Origin of the sequence: Halobacillus sp. B23F22_5, assembly GCF_043497085.1 — a bacterium.
GTDB lineage: Bacteria > Bacillota > Bacilli > Bacillales > Halobacillaceae > Thalassobacillus.
In genome coordinates this window covers 267,049-284,380 of record NZ_JBIEKI010000002.1, presented here as the reverse complement: position 1 = coordinate 284,380, position 17,332 = coordinate 267,049, and the positions used below count along the sequence as shown (strand labels likewise).

Here is a 17,332-nt window from a genome sequence, read left to right as displayed (position 1 = left end):
TTCTCTTAATTAGTCGTTTTATGTAAAAGAAAAGTTACACTTTACATCATAAGCGTAAAAACAAAAAATACCAACCTGAAATCGGCTGGTATTCATACAGGAATCCATTGTTTATAATATCGTTCAAATAATCGGCTCAGCACAGGATACAACAGCACAATGAAAACCGCATTACCTGCGGCGTGGTAAATATCAAAGGGTAAGCCTGCTAAATAATATCCCCAGAATGAACCCGAGAAGTTATACATCGTAACAGATAGGACAAACCCATAAAATAGGCCGCTGAAGGCTCCGAATGCTGACAAGAAAAGCAATGGAATGTTAGACCAATATTTCCCAATCAGTCCGCTCATCAATCCGATGACAGCCCATGCAATCACTTGCCACACTGTCCAGATTCCCATGCCCAGAAAAACGTTGGAAAGGAAGGTTGTCAATAAGGCTAATATCACGGCGGACAGGGGGCCCAGCCAAAAACCGGCAATAATTATAATCGCGGTTACTGGCTGGACGTTCGGTAAAAAGGCGAAAGCGTACCTGCCGACAACGGCCAGTGATGCCAATAATGCAATCAAGGTTATCTTATAAGTGTTCATATGCATCATTCCCACTTATGAAAATCAAATTGGAAAGTGTCATCTGCTTCTACTTCATATTCGTTAGCTCCAACAGAGGCATTTTCCCCATTGATGGTAAAAAACCACGCCTTTTGCTCCCCTTCTTTTGCTTCGATTCCTTCAATCTTTGTAACAAAGCCATCTTTTTCTTCTACATCTTCAAAGTTTTCTTTAAGTACATCCATAAGGGTTTTGCCCGCTTCTACTTTCAATTCTTTCTCTGTTACGATGTTTTCTCCATTTTTCTCGGAAATCGTTACTTTTACGGGAACTTCCTGTTGTTGCTCCTGTTGTTGAGCCTCAGTGGACTCGCTTCCCGATTCTGCCTGACAACCTACAAGTACGGCTACACTCATCAATGCTGCTAAAACCAATTGCATCATTCTTCTCATTACCATCATCCCTCTCACATTTAGTAGGTTTCATCGCTTTTGGGGGTGTGAAAATCAGATAAACAACCTCGGCTTTCCATACCATACAAAAAGCCCATTCCTTCAACAGAATGGGCTAAGACTAACCAGTATGAATGTTTACTAAAAAAATACATAATTCGACCGGTTGTCTCAAACAGCTCAATCCCCGAAGCTTTGAAACGATGAATTAAGGCAGGTCTACTGGCTTGTGCGTTTACCTACTACGGACCCTTCCCATACATTTTGTGTACAGTGGTCTGCCCGGTTCGTGGCACTTACAGTTGCGAGGACAGCATTGGATTTTCACCAAATTCCCTTTTAATCCCACTCAGGAGAACCTTAACTCTAAAATATTAAATTCTAATGTAATATTACCATAAGCAGCACAATTGTAAAATAGTTGTTTCACAGGGAACAAGATTTTGTTACAAATCTTGTGCATCTTCGCTAATATCAGGCAAGCGGAATGAAAATGTCGTACCAGTACCTTCTTTGCTATGGACAGCAACGGTGCCCTGATGGGCCTCCACGATATTCTTAGCAATAGCAAGGCCAAGTCCGGTGCCTGTCTTGCCTTTTTTTCTTTTACGTGATTTATCCGCTTTATAAAACCGTTCAAAAACAAATGGCAGATCTTCCTCTGGAATACCTGTCCCGGAATCTTGTACAGCAGCATAAAGGCCTTCTTCCGTATATTCCATATGGATATCGACAGTACCACCTTCACGGGTATGGCGGATAGCATTATCTATCAAGTTTGTAAACACTTGTTCAATTCGATCGGGATCAAAGCATTTATCTCCAAGTTCTTCTGCTGTATGGAGTCTTAAGTTAATACCCTTTTCCTGAGCTAATCCCTGGAATTTTCTTGTGATTCTTTCTAAAAAGGGACGGACTTCAACCTTTTCTTTATTCAGGGTGATATGTCCTGCTTCCATTCTGGCTAGGTCTAATAGCTCGTTGACAAGTCTACTCATACGTTGGGATTCTTCGTAGATGATTTGAGCAAGCTCGTTTTTTTCTTCTTTACTTTCTGCAATATCGTCCACGATGGCTTCGCTGTATCCTTGCATCATGGAAATCGGAGTACGCAGCTCATGGGAAACATTTGCAATGAAGTCCTGCCTTAGTTTATCAAGCCTTCTCTCTTCAGTCATATCCCGAAGTACAGCGACAGCTCCACGTACATAATCTTTATCGTATAATGGCGTCATGATAATCACCCAGTTTCTCCCCTGGGTATCCATTTCGGTCATGACTTCTGTTTCCGTTTCTATCACCTGATTAAAAATGTCCTTCACTTTCTCTGGCAGAATGAGATGACCATCATTATTGCCGATTTCTGAACTTCCCTCTTCATAGGCCCAAGCCTCAAGATATTGCTCAGCAGGCGGATTGGTAATCAATATTTCCCCTTGGCGGTTGATGGTGATTACTCCATCTGCCATTGAACTAAGAATCCCTGACAATTGCTCTTTTTCCTGGTTGAGGGCATTTATATGAAATTTCAATTGCCGTCCCATCCGATTGAAAGCCATTGCAAGCTCCCCAATTTCATCATGCGTAAGGATGGGGATCTTTGTATTGAATTCCCCTTTTGCCAACTCCAGTGCACCCTCCCGCATCTTGATCAGAGGGGCAGTGATTCGTGTTGATAAAAAGAAAGCAAAAATAGTGGTTAGTATGATAGCGATGCCTGCACCTAAAAATATGATTTTTGTCGTCTGCATGGTGGTTTCTTCCACAATATCAAGAGACTGATAGACAAAAACTCCACCAGATCCGTTATTCAGCGGGGTCCCTACCACCATGACACCATTCTCAAGATTATCGATATCCGCAATTTTTTTAACTTGTTCTTTCCCCGCTAACACAGAGGATAACTCATTATCTTCTTCAATCCACTGCCGATCTATTTGGGGTAGATCGTCTTCAGCGGATGAACTCCATATATCATTTTCACCAAAAATTATGACTACACGGCTGGACGGGTCTTTTACCCGCGAGGATGTATCTAAAATAAGATCTCTGTCCTCATATTCCTGGACGATTTCTGATACTTTATCAGCTGTCTGAAGCAATTCCCTTTCCGCTTCTAATATATGATAATTCTCAAAAAACTCCAGCAACAGGACAGTTAAAAGAAAAAGTACAAATGAAACTAATAATAAAATGGTGAACCATAGTTTACCTACTACACTGCGCCAAAACATCAGTCACCACTTACCTCGAACTTATAGCCGACACCCCAAACCGTTACAATCATTTTAGCTGCATCTTTTGAAACCTTGTTCAATTTTTCTCTTAAGCGCTTGACATGGGTATCCACAGTTCGTAAATCACCGAAAAATTCATATTGCCATACTTCCTTCAGCAAGTGCTCCCTTTCAAATACCTTATCCGGAGCTTTTGCCAGGAAATGCAGCAATTCATATTCCTTTGGTGTCAACGTGACTTCTTTGCCATCTGCCGTCACCCGATGTGCATCATTGTCGATCGTCAAATGCGGAAAGACAAGTACATTTTTAGTAGATGTCTCTGTCTGTAAGAATTTAGTGGATGACGATCTTCTTAAAATAGCTTTGACACGCAATACAACTTCCCTCGGACTGAATGGCTTGACGATATAATCATCCGCGCCTACTTCAAACCCTTGAACACGATTGCTTTCTTCCCCTTTTGCAGTAAGCATGAGAACAGGGGTAGCTTTTTTTTCACGCAGGTCTTTACAAACTTCGATTCCATCTTTACCTGGCATCATAATATCCAATAATATGACATCATAATCATTCGTCAATGCCTTCTCTAATGCTTCATCTCCATCTTCGGCTTCTTCCACATCAAAGTTCTCTCTTTCTAAATACATCCGAATTAACCGCCGAATCCTTTCCTCATCATCTACTACCAGCACTTTTGCTTCTTTATCCATATAGATGCCCCCTATTCAAGTCCATATCTATTAGTTTTATTATTTATTTCTATTAATTTTGTCCAATTTCCTTTAAGCATAACAAAATATCATTATGTAAACGAGAGACCATCAGAGAAAAAGCATTCTCTAATGGTCTTCTTTTTAAGCATAAGAGTGTAATCCGGCAATAACAAGATTGACGGCAATCAGGTTGAACATGATAATTGCAAATCCACCGACAGCAAGCCACGCAGATTTCGTGCCGTGCCAGCCCCTGGATAAACGGAGATGTAGAAAAAATGCATAGAACAACCATGTAATCAACGCCCACACTTCTTTAGGGTCCCAACCCCAGAAACGGTTCCATGCTTCCTGTGCCCAGATCATAGCAAAAATCAACGCTCCTAGAGTGAATACAGGAAAGCCGATTGAAACTGCACGATAGGATACTTCATCAATCAGGTCAGGGTTGAACTTCTTCAATTTAGGCTGCAGGGCAGCAGCAACACGTTTTCTCAAAATCAATCGTGCTACCCCATAAAGCACTAATCCGCTTAAAAATGACCAGATCAACGTATTGAATTTACGTGAAGCATCTTGCCCTCTCATCCATTCAGGTGCATCAAATAAAGGCTGCATTACTCCCTCTGTTTGAAGCTCACCGGCATTTGGTCCGACAATAGCTGGCATCTCATACTCTACGTTGACTACCTGGCCTTCGACAGGTGCCTGGAATTGTGCTTGATAGTCCATGGCACCGAACGCAGTAGTCATAATGATAAAACCGAGCGTTGAGAAAATCGAGTAAATTACAAATTCAAGCCAAAATGTATGCTTTGACTTTTTCGTCTGATCGATTTGGCGAATCAAAAAAATCAATCCAGCAACAAAGCTGATAGCCAAAATCGCTTCACCTACAGCAGCTGTAGTTACGTGGATATAAAGCCAATGAGACTTAAGCGAAGGCACCAATGGTGATATTTCTCTCGGAAACATACTGGCATACGCGATAATAAGTAAAGCGATAGGCAGAGCGAATAGTCCGATTACATCGAGCCTGTAAATGAAATAGATGATGATAAACGCCATCACCAGCATCATTCCAAAAAAAGTAGTGAACTCAAACAAATTACTTACCGGCGCATGCTGGCTGGCCACCCACCTCGTAAAGAAATAGCCGAGCTGGGTAACGAAACCGGCAATAGTCAAGGAAATCCCAATCGTACTAGCTTTCCCCCTGTTGCCTGTTTTCTTTTCACGGATAGTACCTCCGAAGAAAAAGGTAGCAATCAAGTAAAAGAAAAACGAAGCATACAATAAATTACTGCTGATCGTTACAAGATCTCCCATATTCATCCTCCTACACCCTTTTGCAGCAAAGGGTTAACCTTTTAATTGCTGTTGGTCTTCCGGCATCTCGATTCGTGTATTATGAATAGATTTCTCAATATCTCTTTTGAGACCGTACCAATTCTTATTTGTGTGTCCGGCAATCCACACTCCGTCTTCGGTTGGCTGCAGCCATATCCTTCGGTGGTTCCAGTACATACCTTGTATGACACCGATCATGAAAATCAAACCACCTACGGCCATAAACGGCAAAGTGTAATCTTTTTTCACTGCTAGACCTGTTACATCTCGCGTATCAAACCCAGCCAGGTTTAATTTATAATCATTTTCGTTGGTCGGATCGATGTTCATTCCGATTCCGGCAAAGCTGACCTCTGGCTCGCCGCCATCAGGTGGGTAAACATAAAAGACAAAGGCTGGATTCTTTGGGAATTTAGATTTGGAACGAGGTTGATTTCCATCCATGTAATATTCAGGGAAATACTCATCAATGACTACTCTTGCCCCGCTATCCAGCTCATATTCCATCTTCGGCTGGGTAAGATCAACAGTGAATTCACCCAACACAGCTGATTCGTCATCTGTTTCATGCAGTGTAAATGACATCGACGAAAATTCATCAAGCTGAAAACTGGATTGGTATAAAGCAAATCCACCAAACTTCGCTGGCTCGTTGACAACAATTTTTTCTCTGGATAATTCTTTCAGTTCAGGTTCCGCGCCTACCACATCATTGTTCGTACGCTCATAAATTACTGCATTTGTCTGATAATTGCTCGCAACTGGCACGTCCTGGTTCATAAGAGCTTCCTGAAACCGTTTATCTTTCTCAGGGTCATAATTTTCCAGAATAAAATCCTCATTTTTCACATAATATTGACCGCCTGTTGATGGAACGACTTCTGTCTCGCCTTCCCTTATCCATACAAAATCATCGATATACATGGATGGCAGGAACCTTAATAAAGCACCTAAAAGGAAAATAATCAATCCAATGTGATTAACATAGGGACCCCATCTGGAAAAGCGTCCTTTTTCTGCAAGGATATGCCCATCCTGCTCCCGCACTTTATAACGATGCTTTTTCAGGTTGCTTTTAAACTCATCTATTTCCACATTCGCTTTTGTTTCTCCAAACACACGCTGCCGCTTTAAAAATGTATGATGGCGTTTCGGCTTTTGTTTTTTTAATGCTCTATGTAGGGGAACAACCCTATCAATACTGCAAATAACCAAAGATACACCTATTAAAGCTATCATCATCATAAACCAAAGGGAACTGTATAAATTATGAAAACCCAATTGATAATATATTTTTCCGGCAAGGCCATACTGGTCCTCATAAAAGGTAACCGGGTCCGCTCCTGGCGGAATATACATTTCCTGCGGAAAAATCGTTCCTAACGAGGAAGCTATTAACGTGATAATGATCAGCCAGACCCCAACCTTGACTGAGGAGAAAAAGTTCCAAACTTTATCTACCACGCTCCTGTTATAGGTTTGTGAACGCCTGGCACTACCTTCATAGCGCATATTCAGCAGGGAATCCTTTTTATTCCCATCAATATGCTGGTTGCCTTCAATAGGCTTCCCACAGGCTTCACACAAAACAGTACCTTCCGGGTTGACATGCCCGCATTCGCACTTGATTTTTTTCATAGTAAAACCTCTCTATATCTAAGACTTAAGCTTCTGGCTGAATCTCTTTCAAGTGTTCTTCCAGCTTTTCTAATGTCAATGGTCCAATCACTTTATCTACAATTTGGCCATTTTCATCTATGAAGAATGTAGAAGGAATTGGACTTATTCCATATAAATCCATTACTTGGCCATTTTTATCATGAAGGTTTGGAAAAGTCAGGTCATACTTATCAATGAAACGATTGACTACCAGTTTCGTTGAATCAAGATTGACACCTATGATCTCTACCCCTTTTTCTTTATATTCCGGGTACAACTCCTGCATATATGGCATTTCTTCTTCACATGGCTTGCAATATGTAGCCCAGAAGTTAAGCATGACGCCTTTGCCTCTAAAATCCTCCAAAGATTTACGTTCACCGTCTGTTCCGAATTGCTCGAGCTCAAAGTTAGGGGCCTGTTCTCCTTCTGCCACTACTGCATCATCCTGTGAGAGGTTACCTATAACCGCAAATACTACTAACCCGACCAAGACAGCAAGAATCAGTGTCCTAAAAATCAATCGCCTGCGTTTTTTCTTGGTTTTATCCATATCGCATCACTCCTTTTGCGATTATAACATTAAACACTATTGGTAAATGTGAAAGTTATTTAACACTTTTCTCAGCTAAGTGTCTCAGCTGTTTCACTTCATGAGGGGTTAACTCACGTATTTCTCCTGCATTCATGCCATGTAAATCAAGAAACCCATATCGTTCACGCTTCAACTTGTCTACCGGGTAACCCAAAGTCTCAAACATCCGTCGTACTTGTCTATTTTTCCCCTCATGCAGAGTCACTTGGATAATTGCAGTATTTTTCTTCTTGTCGACGGACTTGGTTTTGACATGGGTAGCTCTTAAAAGCTCCCCATCTGATTTTATTCCTTTCGTCAGCTTTGCCAACTCTTCTCTCAGAGGGATTCCTTTTGTTTTTGCAATATAGACTTTATCGATCTCATGTTTGGGGTGCATTAATTGATTGGCAAAATCCCCATCGTTCGTCAACAATAGAATTCCAGATGTATCGTAGTCCAAACGACCAATTGGAAAGACGCGTTCTTCTGTATCTTCTGGCAGGTAATCTGTAACCACCTTACGATTTTTATCATCCTGAACACTGGAAATTACGCCACGGGGTTTATATAACAAAAAGTAAACCGGTTCCTCTTTTGTTAACGGGACCTCTTCTACTTCTACTTTGTCATCCGGAGTAACTTTGGTACCAAGTTCAGTTACTACCTTACCGTTTACGGCAACTTTTCCTTCGCTAATCAATTTTTCGGCTTTCCTTCTGGAAGTTACTCCACTTTTTGCAATCACTTTTTGCAATCGTTCTAATGAGTTTGACATTTCAATCACCTACTTATTTATTGTAATAACATATATAGTCAGGGACAACCACCATCAATCTCCTCCTTCATCAAGTGATTGACTTAATCGCATTATTCTATACCAGCATGCGATAGCCATACCATTCACTATTTTAGGATGGGAATGTTAACATTTCATGAACAAAGAGAAGAAGGTGGTCTGCTAATCAAGAAGTTCATTGACCAACAGGAAGCCACGCTGAGGGTTCAGCGTGGCTTTATATACGGGGTTATCATCACCTATTTCAACTAAACAGGATAGTGACAACTATTATAGATGCTATTATACCAATCAAATCAGCAGCTAGTCCAACTTTAAGTGCGTCCCCCATCTTCTTTATTCCAACAGCACCAAAATATACGGTAATAATATAAAAGGTAGTATCCGTGCTCCCTTGCATTACAGAGGCTAACTGACCAATAAAGGAATCCGGCCCAAAGGTTTTGATCAGTTCACTTGTCATTCCTAAAGCTGCTGTACCAGATAAGGGACGAACGAGGGCAAGAGGAAGTATGTCTTCCGGCATCCCAAGTAAGCTTGTCACTGGTTCTACAGCGGTAATGATAGCTTCCATTGCACCTGAGGCCCGGAAGATTGCGATAGACACCATCATTCCAATTAAAAAAGGCAGCAGGGAGATAGCAATATCTATCCCTTCCTTACCACCTTCCACGAACTTTTCATAAGTTGGTACTCTCTTATAGGTGGCTATTAGCAGTATAAACAATATAATCGCGGGGATAATCCAGATACTGACACTCATACTGCCCCCCTCCTGGTCCTGCGCCAATGAAAATAGCGGTCAATCAGGAGAGCACCTGTAGTGGATATGCAAGTAGCGATGATGGTTGCCCCTACGATCGCTGTAGGGTCTACAGATCCATATTTCATTCGAATTGCAATGACTGTAGTTGGTATCAAAGTGATAGAAGAGGTGTTGATTGCCAGGAACGTAATCATTGACCGGCTTGCTGTATCAGCTTGATGTAGGCGTTTCAATTCTTTCATTGCTTTTAACCCCATAGGTGTGGCAGCATTGCCTAAACCAAACAAGTTCGCTGTCATATTGGATAGAATGTAACCCATTGCAGGATGGTCCTTAGGAATATCCGGAAATATACGCTGGACAAAAGGTCGAAATAATACACCTAACCCTCTGAGCAGCCCTGCTTCCTCAGCAATCCGCATAAGACCAAGCCAGAAAATCAATACCCCCATCATGGTCAAGGTTATCATGATGGCATCATCAATGGTGCTGAAGATTGCTTTATTGACCTCTTCCATTCTGTCATTGAAAGCTGCAAACACGATTCCAACAATCGCCAGCAAGGACCAGATGATATTTACCATGCCGTCAACCCCATCAAATGGCTGGTTCTTTCTTTCCAATGCGACCAAAGCGATCGTTCAGTTGGACGATCAACCACAGCAGTGGACATAATAGGACGGTCCTCTAAATAAACGACATGCCTGCCAACAAGGAAATCATCCGCTTCCTGATAAAGGTTCAGCCTGGAGCGTAACGCTTCTTTTTCTTTAACTGTAACTGGCCAGGTTACATCCCTGGTATAATACAAAGACTTTTGTCCAGGAATATCAACAGGAACCTTCCCTTTTTCCTGAAGCGTAACATGATCAAAGTTTTCAAATCCCCATTCATACATTTGCTGATGGTCGTTCCAGTCATCTCCTGCGTTCAATGTAACAGCAATCAATTCCATATCGCCTTTTTTGGCAGCAGATACCAGTGTTCTTCCAGCAGCTTTTGTATAACCCGTTTTCCCGCCAATACAATAATCATAATACTTTGTCAGCAGCTTATTTTTGTTGAACCAATAATAATCCCGGTTATCGGATAAGTATCTTTCTGCATTTGTAACTTCTCTGAAGACATCATTTTGCATCGCGTTTCTCATCAATAATGCTAAGTCATATGCGGAAGAGTAATGTGTTTCAGAATCCAATCCATGCGGATTATCGAAATGAGAATTATTCATTCCTAACCAGGCTGCTTTTTCATTCATCATATAAGCAAAGCCTTCTTTACTCCCCCCTAAATACTCCGCAATAGCTATGGCAGCATCATTACCTGAACGGAGCATTAAGCCGTAGACCAGATCCTTCAAGGTTATCTTTTCACCTTCTTTCAGGTAAATAGAGGACCCTTCGGTATAGACTGCATTGTTGCTTGCTTTTACTTTTTCATTGAGTTTTCCTGATTCAACCGCTAATAAAGCGGTCATTATTTTAGTAGTACTGGCAATCAACTCCTCTTCGTAGGCTGCCTTTTCGTAAAGTACCCTTCCTGACTGCATGTCCATTAACACAGCATTTCTGGCGGATACCGAAATCGCCGCTTCTACTTTAAAAGGATGGATGAAACTCAACATGATGAAACTATAAACCAGCCATTTTATCATCCGCTTCTTCAAAGCCGCTCCTCCTTCGAATACATTACTTATTAACTAATCTATGCCAGGATGACAAGCGTATGATAGAGGATAGCTGAAAAGAAGCCCTGCTTTCTTAAACAAACAAAAAAACCTCCCCGTCAGAGGAGGTTTTGTAAAAGAAAAGTTTAAATTTGTTAATGGGTTAAATTATAAGAAACACATAGGCTTTCGCCATAAGGACTTGGGATAAGCCAAGTTTTTCTATTGTTTCATTACTTTTTCCTGGTAATCGCTTTCATAATAATCCAGTTCTTCACGGATTTCCTGAAAAGGTATTTCTAATTTGAACATTAATTCTTTTAGTGATTTGGGTGGCTCATAAGGGAACTTGATTGCATTCTTCCCGGTGTAAGCGGCACGACTATCTTCATACCAGCTATCTCCTTTAGGAGAAAAGAATTCAGCCATACATTGATGATAGATCCCATAAAGAGTTCGTTCTGCGGCCGTTTTCCGAAAAACTTCTGATTGCAGTAATACCCCAATCGTGTCTTTGGCTTCATCACAAATCACTTCTAATCTACGTAATGACTTTAATAAAGTGCGATAGTATTCTATATCTTTACTTCCCTGTTCTTCAAGCAAACCAGCTAATCGGTGATTATCCAGGTAGGTATCAATTTCCTTTACCACGTGGTTTAAAAAGTTACCCACTTCATTCATTTGTGCTCGAACAATCTGATTGCTCATTGCCAGCCTCCTAATTGTAAGTAAACCTCTCTGGGGTCTTCAGGCATGAATAAATTCGAGTGTCGATTCCATATCAAAGCCTTTGCCATCGCTGATCTTCAAGAAGGCTTGTTTAACAGCTTCCCAATTAACACCTGAAAATAACTCTTGATATTCCTCATACTCATTAATATACACTTTTCTACGATGTTTATAACCAGGATTTTTTACAATCGCTATGAAGGCAACTAAATCTTTAAGCATGATTTCATTATCTCCAAAAATCATGACGGGATTTTCCGTAAATGGCGTGAATTCATGTAACTTTTCATCAAAATACCGGAGATACAGCACAGAAAATTTATGTTCTCTACCTTTATCCTCGTATACTAATTCGGAGCGGTTGAAAAACTCCTCGGGTGAATTAGACTTAGCTTTTACCAGCTCTTCTCCTTTGGATGATTTGATTTCCATAATCTCCCCCCAAACTCATTAATATAAGTATATGTTACCATAGCTGCACTGAAAAATCTGAATATTAGTCATTATCATCTGCACTTTCGCGTCCCTGGGTACTAAACTCCTCAAAAAACAGGTCTGCTTCCGTTTCCATATCATCTTCATTTCCCTCTGGCAATGGAGGAAGGTCTTCTAAAGAATTTATCCCGAAGTAGGTTAAAAAGTCCTTCGTGGTACCATATAAAATCGGACGACCAATTCCCTCTTTTCTTCCTACTTCGTGAATTAAGGAGCGACTGATAAGCGTCTGGATTGCACGCTCACTTTTAACCCCTCTTAATTCTTCAATTTCCACTCTTGTAATGGGCTGCTGGTAAGCGATGATTGCTAATGTCTCAAGGGCAGCCTGGGATAATTTCGAAGACTGTGGAGAATCCAACAGCTGCTTTAAGTATGGGGCGTGTTCCACTTTAGTTGCCAAGTAAATGGCATTATCCGAAAACATCAAGGTGACGCCTCTCTGTTTTTCTTGATAGTCGACCATAAGCTCATCTAAAAGTTCTTGAAGGGTATGTTGCTCTATTCCAAGTACATCTTTCAACTTTTGTTTTGTCAGGCCCTCTTCTCCTGCTGCGAAAAGAAGCCCTTCGACGACTCCCTTGTATTCATTGATATTCATGATAGATTAGTCCTCCATTTTATACACAAGCAATTCATCAAAATGTTTCTCCTGTACACAATATATTTCATTTCCTTTCATCAACTCCAACAAAGCCATGAAAGTTACTACGATATGTGTTCGGGAAGGCTGCGGAAATAAATCATCGAATTTTACACCACTGCCGGATTTATCGATATGGTCCATGATTTCTGACATTCTTAATTGAATAGGAATCTCATCCCGCTGGACTTTCGTATCCGTACGATTACTGTTAGTAGCCCGGTGACCTTTCAATATTTTTGCCATAGCACCCAGCATATCATAAATGGATCCTTCGCCCTTACGTATTACAGGTTGTTCTTCCTGATAAGCATCCAAATTGGATGGAGGTTTCGTATACATTCGATCAGCCTTCTCTTCTTTTTCTTTTAGAAGCATGGCCGCATCCTTATATCTCCGATACTCGATCAAGCGTCTCATCAGTTCTTCGCGTGGATCTTCTTCCATGTCCTCTTCATCATCCAACTCGATCGGTTGATTAGGAAGGAGCATTTGACTTTTCATTGCAAGCAGACTCGCCGCCATTACCAGGTATTCACTTGCGATATCAAGTTCCAGTTGCTGCATGGTGTGGATATAAGCCATATACTGCTCCGTGATGTCCGCAACCGGAATATCGTAAATATCAATTTCATACTGGTTGATCAAGTGTAAAAGAAGGTCAAGAGGCCCTTCGAACATATCTATTTTTACTTGGTAACTTTGCTTCATATATTTTTCCTCCGCTTATTCATCTGCCAAACCAATGATATCAGCCCATACACATTTCACTTGGATACATATTTTATTATCGTAAGATGTATCTTACCAAAAAATCAGATTTCCGTTAACAGCAAAAAGGAGGGATTAAGATGAGTAGAGGCTATGGAGGCGGCTTTGCCTTAATCGTCGTGTTGTTCATCTTATTGGTTATTGTAGGAGCAGCTTGGTACTAAAATAAATAATCGAATGACAAGGTTCTTCTTAAAAGAACCTTGTCATTCTTTATTTCTGCTCTGTTATGTTACACTATTGATAAACTTCAAGAATGAGCATGAAGGAGCAGTTTTTTATGTATTATCCAAAAGCTTATGTCGAATTTCTGGCACATTTCAACGGGACAAAAGATTTTTTTGAATGTCACGAAGTATTGGAAGAATATTGGAAAGAGACCGCCCCAGGTCAGCGGGATTCTGTATGGGTATGGATGATCCAGCTTGCGGTAAGTCTATATCACTACCGCCGAGGCAATTATAAAGGGGCGGACAAATTAGTATCAAGGTTGCAAAATAACTGGGCAGCCCAACAATATGAACTGGAAACCCTTGGATTGGAACTGGAGGCCCTGTCAGATATCCTTACACAACTAGATCGTGCCCTGAAGGAGAGAACACCTTATCAGAATATCAATCTTCCCATCAAAGATCCCGGATTGATTCTCTCGGTAAAGGACACCTGTTCAGAATGGCAGGTTCCCTATAACAGAGAAAAGGAACCCTTCGACCATTATTTAACCCACAAACATAAATTAAGAAACAAAAGTGGAAACAATCAAGAAATATTGCATCCCGAAAATGTTTATAAATAGATAATTAACGAAAATAAGCGCATGTCATGGACATGCGCTTATTTTTATCATGCTTCTGCGGATTTAGCATCGGTGTTGGTTGCACAACATTTTTCTAAAAAGGCGCTTGTCGCTTCATCAGCACATACATGATACTGATCTCGATAAAACCCTCTCACGCCTTGCACCATTTTTTTCCCTATTCCCATATTGCGATGGGAAGGGTTGACGGTTACATGTTGAATCACCGCACGTTCGCCTTCTTCTAAACGAACTCCGACTGCACCAAGGATATCTTCGTCCTTCCAAAGGAACAACTGCCAATCCTCATTCGTCTCATATTCTTTTATTGTCTGCTGGAGCTTCTTGACATCCTTCTCTTCCGGCATGAATGACAATAGCCCCATAGCAATTTTTTCAAATGTCTTTTTATAGCGAATTAGCATAGTAACCCCTCATTATAAAAATAACTTTCCTACTCCCATGAATAGGAATCAAGCTGCTGATTATCCAGCCAAAATAGTATTATTCCTCTATTCGTTGATATTCTCTCCAGCTAATCATGGGTAGCCGTAGTTGTTATTAATATGACTTAACCTCGATATAGTTCGCCTAAATTCAGTATGCACCTACATTACAATAAAAAACCAGTAGTATAATCCCCATAATATGCTGAACGTCAGCAAAGCGATAAACAAAATAATGTTTTTCTTTCTCACTTCAATTTCCCCCATGTTGCTGACCTTGTTGAGCTTCAACGATTAGCATAAGCTAAACTCAAAAAATATTCAAGGTGTCTCTTCCGATTGTTTATTTAATAATATCTGGAAAAATAGATAACCATCTGAGTGTTTTCCTTTCCAACTGTATGGAATGAGATTGAATACAGCCAGATATAAATTGAATAACGTTAAAATATGTAACCACTCGATTCGCAGAAATGCGTAGGATAATAAAAAAACAAACAGATTCAAGGAAGGTCCCCCTAAACTCACAGCTCCCTTTTGCCACCTATTATAGCTTTCGTTACAGCAGCTCTCCGTATGTCCGCCAAGAAAAAATAAACGATGGACACGCAAATGAAATTTGCCCCACCTCGCCCTTATTACGACGGAACCAGTGCCGATGTGAAGAACAGCTTCCCCACGTCCCAGCAGAACAGTCGGTACAGCATGTCCTAATTCATGGATGAGTATACCTAATGGGGCAACCCAAATCATCACAGCCAAAAACTCCAGCAATGCCCCATCACCTCTCCTTCAGGTAAACAAGCCGAATGAAATGAAAATAGTGAGCCTCTAAAAGGGCCCACTATATCCATTACTTATTCCTCATCCCACACACGAACTTCTTTCATTGTGTCGCCTGGCTTAATGTTCAATACCGTATCCATTCCTTCAATTACTTGTCCGAATACAGTATGGACGCCATCCAGATGCGGCTGGGGTTCATGTACCAAAAAGAATTGACTGCTTCCAGTATCTTTTCCGGCATGGGCCATAGATAAGGAGCCCGCGACATGTTTGTGCGGATTTCCTTCTGTTTCACATTTGATTGTTTTTCCGCTACCTCCGCGACCGGTTCCTGTAGGATCTCCCCCTTGTGCTACAAAGCCCGGGATGACGCGGTGGAAGATTACCCCATCATAGAAACCGCTGTTTGCAAGCTCTTCAAAGTTAGCTACCGTGTTTGGTGCTTCCTTAGGGTAAAATTCCAGTACAATTTTTTCTCCTGTTTCAAATGTAATGCTGCCTTTTTTCATGTAAGACTCTCCTCTCCTTTTATATAAGAGCAATCCAGCCTAAGCAAATCTTCGTAGTTTTCCCGCTCTATAACCAGCTGATGTTCTCCATTTTCTACAAATACGACTGCTGGTCGTGGAAAACGATTGTAATTGTTAGACATCGAATAGCCATAGGCACCAGTGCTCATCACCGCAAGTATATCCTGGTGAGATACCTCCGGAAGCTCTACATCCCATATTAGCATATCTCCTGACTCACAGCACTTCCCTGCAACTGATACCTTTTCATGAATTGGTGCATCCATCCGATTAGCAACTGCCGCTTCATATTTTGCATGATACAAAGCCGGGCGTAGATTATCTGTCATTCCACCATCCACGGATATATATTTTCGGACTCCAGGTATCTCTTTAATAGCACCTATGGAATATAAAGTTACTGCAGCATCCCCTACGATGGCACGGCCAGGTTCTATCCAGATCTCAGGTACCGGGTAGTTTTTTTCGGCTGCCTGTTCATTCACTTCATTGATGAGAGCATGAGCATAAGCATCTAATTCAAGCGGGTCATCCTCTTTCGTGTACCGGATACCGAACCCTCCTCCGAGGTTCAGCACTTCAGCTGTAAATCCGTACTTTTCTCTCCATTCATCCATGGAAGCAAAAAGTTTCTTGGTCGCCATTAAAAAACCACTTGTTTCAAATATTTGTGAACCGATATGGCAATGAAGTCCAATTAAATGAATTCTTTCCGAATTACTGATTTGTTGAAAAGCGATGTCAGCCTGCCCACTCGATAAGTCGAATCCAAACTTGGAATCTTCCTGACCTGTAAGAATATAATCATGGGTATGTGCTTCAATTCCTGGAGTGACCCGAAGTAATACGTCCATTTCTTTTCCTTTTTCCTCAAGTATGGCTGTCAACAAATCGATTTCGTAGAAATTATCAACCACGATACACCCGATTTCTTGTTCAACTGCCATTTCTAGTTCTTCAAGGCTTTTGTTGTTCCCATGCAAATGTATTTTTTCCACAGGAAAGTCCGCTTTCAATGCCGTATATAACTCTCCTTGAGAAACGACATCAAGGCTTAAATTTTCCTGTTTGGCTACCTGCAGCATCGCTACCGAGGAAAAAGCTTTGCTCGCATAAGCGACTTGTGCCTTCATCCCTCGTTCCTCAAATGTTTTTACAAACGCCCGCGCGTTTTTTCTGATCCGTTCTACATCATATACAAACAATGGAGTGCCGTACGTTTCGGTCAATGACACTGCATCAATACCGCCTATCAGCAAATGACCTTGTTCATTATAAGGTAAACTCATGTAGTTCCTTCCTTCCTGTGCCAATACGATATCCAATCTATTATTTCCAATCTTTTTTTGAGAAAAAA

22 protein-coding genes and 1 riboswitch are annotated in these 17,332 nt (G+C 41.1%); of the genes, 3 read left to right on the top strand and 19 right to left on the bottom strand.

Going from position 1 to position 17,332, the window contains the following annotated elements; translation table 11 throughout:
- Positions 1-92: 92 nt before the first annotated feature.
- From ACGTN9_RS04790 to ACGTN9_RS04755, 8 genes are all read right to left on the bottom strand, one after another.
- A complete protein-coding gene (locus ACGTN9_RS04790) occupies positions 93-596 on the bottom strand; it encodes an ECF transporter S component (RefSeq protein ID WP_499591052.1) in 504 nt (167 codons plus the stop codon).
- 5 nt (positions 597-601) lie between these two features.
- On the bottom strand, positions 602-1,009 hold the full coding sequence (locus tag ACGTN9_RS04785; RefSeq protein ID WP_499591050.1) for a DUF4430 domain-containing protein: 408 nt from the start codon (positions 1,007-1,009) through the stop codon (positions 602-604).
- 195 nt (positions 1,010-1,204) lie between these two features.
- Positions 1,205-1,387: riboswitch (cobalamin riboswitch) on the bottom strand.
- A gap of 68 nt (positions 1,388-1,455) precedes the next feature.
- On the bottom strand, positions 1,456-3,243 hold the full coding sequence (locus ACGTN9_RS04780) for an ATP-binding protein (RefSeq protein ID WP_499591048.1): 1,788 nt from the start codon (positions 3,241-3,243) through the stop codon (positions 1,456-1,458).
- Positions 3,243-3,959 (bottom strand): response regulator transcription factor, encoded by a 717-nt coding sequence (locus ACGTN9_RS04775; RefSeq protein WP_499591046.1) that lies wholly within the window; start codon positions 3,957-3,959, stop codon positions 3,243-3,245. The genes ACGTN9_RS04780 and ACGTN9_RS04775 overlap by 1 nt, the downstream gene beginning before the upstream one ends.
- 144 nt (positions 3,960-4,103) lie before the next feature.
- Entirely contained in the window at positions 4,104-5,291 is a 1,188-nt protein-coding gene (gene ccsB, locus ACGTN9_RS04770) for a c-type cytochrome biogenesis protein CcsB (RefSeq protein ID WP_499591044.1), read from the bottom strand.
- A 33-nt stretch (positions 5,292-5,324) separates the two neighbouring features.
- Positions 5,325-6,950: a cytochrome c biogenesis protein ResB gene (gene resB, locus ACGTN9_RS04765; protein WP_499591042.1), complete on the bottom strand. Its 1,626-nt coding sequence runs from the start codon at positions 6,948-6,950 to the stop codon at positions 5,325-5,327.
- A 25-nt stretch (positions 6,951-6,975) separates the two neighbouring features.
- On the bottom strand, positions 6,976-7,524 hold the full coding sequence (gene resA, locus ACGTN9_RS04760; protein ID WP_499591040.1) for a thiol-disulfide oxidoreductase ResA: 549 nt from the start codon (positions 7,522-7,524) through the stop codon (positions 6,976-6,978).
- A gap of 55 nt (positions 7,525-7,579) precedes the next feature.
- Positions 7,580-8,323, bottom strand: a complete 744-nt coding sequence (locus ACGTN9_RS04755) for a pseudouridine synthase (protein WP_499591038.1) — start codon at positions 8,321-8,323, stop codon at positions 7,580-7,582.
- A gap of 138 nt (positions 8,324-8,461) precedes the next feature.
- On the opposite strand from ACGTN9_RS04755, the gene ACGTN9_RS04750 reads away from it, so the two are divergent.
- A complete protein-coding gene (locus tag ACGTN9_RS04750) occupies positions 8,462-8,596 on the top strand; it encodes a hypothetical protein (RefSeq protein WP_499591036.1) in 135 nt (44 codons plus the stop codon).
- Here the strand turns inward: ACGTN9_RS04750 and ACGTN9_RS04745 are convergent.
- From ACGTN9_RS04745 to ACGTN9_RS04715, 7 genes are all read right to left on the bottom strand, one after another.
- Complete coding sequence (locus ACGTN9_RS04745) at positions 8,589-9,107, bottom strand: spore maturation protein (protein ID WP_499591034.1); 519 nt, start codon at positions 9,105-9,107, stop codon at positions 8,589-8,591. The genes ACGTN9_RS04750 and ACGTN9_RS04745 overlap by 8 nt on opposite strands.
- A complete protein-coding gene (locus ACGTN9_RS04740) occupies positions 9,104-9,694 on the bottom strand; it encodes a nucleoside recognition domain-containing protein (protein ID WP_499591032.1) in 591 nt (196 codons plus the stop codon). The genes ACGTN9_RS04745 and ACGTN9_RS04740 overlap by 4 nt, the downstream gene beginning before the upstream one ends.
- Complete coding sequence (locus ACGTN9_RS04735) at positions 9,688-10,776, bottom strand: D-alanyl-D-alanine carboxypeptidase family protein (protein ID WP_499591030.1); 1,089 nt, start codon at positions 10,774-10,776, stop codon at positions 9,688-9,690. Before ACGTN9_RS04735 ends, ACGTN9_RS04740 begins: the two co-directional genes overlap by 7 nt.
- Positions 10,777-10,998: 222 nt before the next feature.
- Entirely contained in the window at positions 10,999-11,487 is a 489-nt protein-coding gene (locus ACGTN9_RS04730; RefSeq protein ID WP_499591028.1) for a DUF3907 family protein, read from the bottom strand.
- A gap of 39 nt (positions 11,488-11,526) precedes the next feature.
- Complete coding sequence (locus ACGTN9_RS04725) at positions 11,527-11,940, bottom strand: hypothetical protein (RefSeq protein WP_499591027.1); 414 nt, start codon at positions 11,938-11,940, stop codon at positions 11,527-11,529.
- Between the two features lie 64 nt (positions 11,941-12,004).
- A complete protein-coding gene (gene scpB / locus ACGTN9_RS04720; protein ID WP_499591025.1) occupies positions 12,005-12,604 on the bottom strand; it encodes an SMC-Scp complex subunit ScpB in 600 nt (199 codons plus the stop codon).
- A 6-nt stretch (positions 12,605-12,610) separates the two neighbouring features.
- Positions 12,611-13,357 carry a segregation/condensation protein A gene (locus ACGTN9_RS04715; protein WP_499591023.1) on the bottom strand — a complete coding sequence of 249 codons (747 nt, stop codon included), beginning with the start codon at positions 13,355-13,357 and terminating at the stop codon, positions 12,611-12,613.
- Between the two features lie 140 nt (positions 13,358-13,497).
- Between ACGTN9_RS04715 and ACGTN9_RS04710 the strand changes: the two genes are divergently transcribed.
- Both ACGTN9_RS04710 and ACGTN9_RS04705 read left to right on the top strand, forming a co-directional pair.
- Complete coding sequence (locus tag ACGTN9_RS04710) at positions 13,498-13,581, top strand: YjcZ family sporulation protein (RefSeq protein ID WP_093044581.1); 84 nt, start codon at positions 13,498-13,500, stop codon at positions 13,579-13,581.
- Between the two features lie 116 nt (positions 13,582-13,697).
- Positions 13,698-14,213 (top strand): DUF309 domain-containing protein, encoded by a 516-nt coding sequence (locus ACGTN9_RS04705; protein WP_499591021.1) that lies wholly within the window; start codon positions 13,698-13,700, stop codon positions 14,211-14,213.
- A 47-nt stretch (positions 14,214-14,260) separates the two neighbouring features.
- On the opposite strand, the gene ACGTN9_RS04700 is transcribed toward ACGTN9_RS04705, so the two are convergent.
- The 4 genes from ACGTN9_RS04700 to lysA form a co-directional block, all read right to left on the bottom strand.
- Positions 14,261-14,638, bottom strand: a complete 378-nt coding sequence (locus ACGTN9_RS04700; protein ID WP_499591019.1) for a GNAT family N-acetyltransferase — start codon at positions 14,636-14,638, stop codon at positions 14,261-14,263.
- A 342-nt stretch (positions 14,639-14,980) separates the two neighbouring features.
- Positions 14,981-15,433, bottom strand: coding sequence for a hypothetical protein (locus ACGTN9_RS04695; protein ID WP_499591017.1), 453 nt, complete (start codon positions 15,431-15,433; stop codon positions 14,981-14,983).
- Between the two features lie 83 nt (positions 15,434-15,516).
- Entirely contained in the window at positions 15,517-15,954 is a 438-nt protein-coding gene (locus tag ACGTN9_RS04690) for a peptidylprolyl isomerase (RefSeq protein WP_499591015.1), read from the bottom strand.
- Positions 15,951-17,264 carry a diaminopimelate decarboxylase gene (gene lysA, locus ACGTN9_RS04685; RefSeq protein WP_499591013.1) on the bottom strand — a complete coding sequence of 438 codons (1,314 nt, stop codon included), beginning with the start codon at positions 17,262-17,264 and terminating at the stop codon, positions 15,951-15,953. Before lysA ends, ACGTN9_RS04690 begins: the two co-directional genes overlap by 4 nt.
- Positions 17,265-17,332: the final 68 nt, after the last annotated feature.

Excerpts from the sequence above, each read along its gene's own strand:
- ACGTN9_RS04775 (WP_499591046.1), bottom strand. The coding sequence starts at position 3,959 with ATGGATAAAGAAGCAAAAGTGCTGGTAGTAGATGATGAGGAAAGGATT.
- ACGTN9_RS04710 (WP_093044581.1), top strand. The coding sequence starts at position 13,498 with ATGAGTAGAGGCTATGGAGGCGGCTTTGCCTTAATCGTCGTGTTGTTC.
- ACGTN9_RS04690 (WP_499591015.1), bottom strand. The coding sequence starts at position 15,954 with ATGAAAAAAGGCAGCATTACATTTGAAACAGGAGAAAAAATTGTACTG.
- lysA (WP_499591013.1), bottom strand. The coding sequence starts at position 17,264 with ATGAGTTTACCTTATAATGAACAAGGTCATTTGCTGATAGGCGGTATT.
- ACGTN9_RS04790 (WP_499591052.1), bottom strand. The coding sequence starts at position 596 with ATGAACACTTATAAGATAACCTTGATTGCATTATTGGCATCACTGGCC.
- ACGTN9_RS04780 (WP_499591048.1), bottom strand. The coding sequence starts at position 3,243 with ATGTTTTGGCGCAGTGTAGTAGGTAAACTATGGTTCACCATTTTATTA.
- resA (WP_499591040.1), bottom strand. The coding sequence starts at position 7,524 with ATGGATAAAACCAAGAAAAAACGCAGGCGATTGATTTTTAGGACACTG.
- ACGTN9_RS04715 (WP_499591023.1), bottom strand. The coding sequence starts at position 13,357 with ATGAAGCAAAGTTACCAAGTAAAAATAGATATGTTCGAAGGGCCTCTT.
- ACGTN9_RS04700 (WP_499591019.1), bottom strand. The coding sequence starts at position 14,638 with ATGCTAATTCGCTATAAAAAGACATTTGAAAAAATTGCTATGGGGCTA.
- ACGTN9_RS04725 (WP_499591027.1), bottom strand. The coding sequence starts at position 11,940 with ATGGAAATCAAATCATCCAAAGGAGAAGAGCTGGTAAAAGCTAAGTCT.
- ACGTN9_RS04705 (WP_499591021.1), top strand. The coding sequence starts at position 13,698 with ATGTATTATCCAAAAGCTTATGTCGAATTTCTGGCACATTTCAACGGG.
- scpB (WP_499591025.1), bottom strand. The coding sequence starts at position 12,604 with ATGAATATCAATGAATACAAGGGAGTCGTCGAAGGGCTTCTTTTCGCA.
- ccsB (WP_499591044.1), bottom strand. The coding sequence starts at position 5,291 with ATGGGAGATCTTGTAACGATCAGCAGTAATTTATTGTATGCTTCGTTT.
- ACGTN9_RS04755 (WP_499591038.1), bottom strand. The coding sequence starts at position 8,323 with ATGTCAAACTCATTAGAACGATTGCAAAAAGTGATTGCAAAAAGTGGA.
- ACGTN9_RS04785 (WP_499591050.1), bottom strand. The coding sequence starts at position 1,009 with ATGAGAAGAATGATGCAATTGGTTTTAGCAGCATTGATGAGTGTAGCC.
- resB (WP_499591042.1), bottom strand. The coding sequence starts at position 6,950 with ATGAAAAAAATCAAGTGCGAATGCGGGCATGTCAACCCGGAAGGTACT.
- ACGTN9_RS04745 (WP_499591034.1), bottom strand. The coding sequence starts at position 9,107 with ATGAGTGTCAGTATCTGGATTATCCCCGCGATTATATTGTTTATACTG.
- ACGTN9_RS04740 (WP_499591032.1), bottom strand. The coding sequence starts at position 9,694 with ATGGTAAATATCATCTGGTCCTTGCTGGCGATTGTTGGAATCGTGTTT.
- ACGTN9_RS04730 (WP_499591028.1), bottom strand. The coding sequence starts at position 11,487 with ATGAGCAATCAGATTGTTCGAGCACAAATGAATGAAGTGGGTAACTTT.
- ACGTN9_RS04750 (WP_499591036.1), top strand. The coding sequence starts at position 8,462 with ATGGGAATGTTAACATTTCATGAACAAAGAGAAGAAGGTGGTCTGCTA.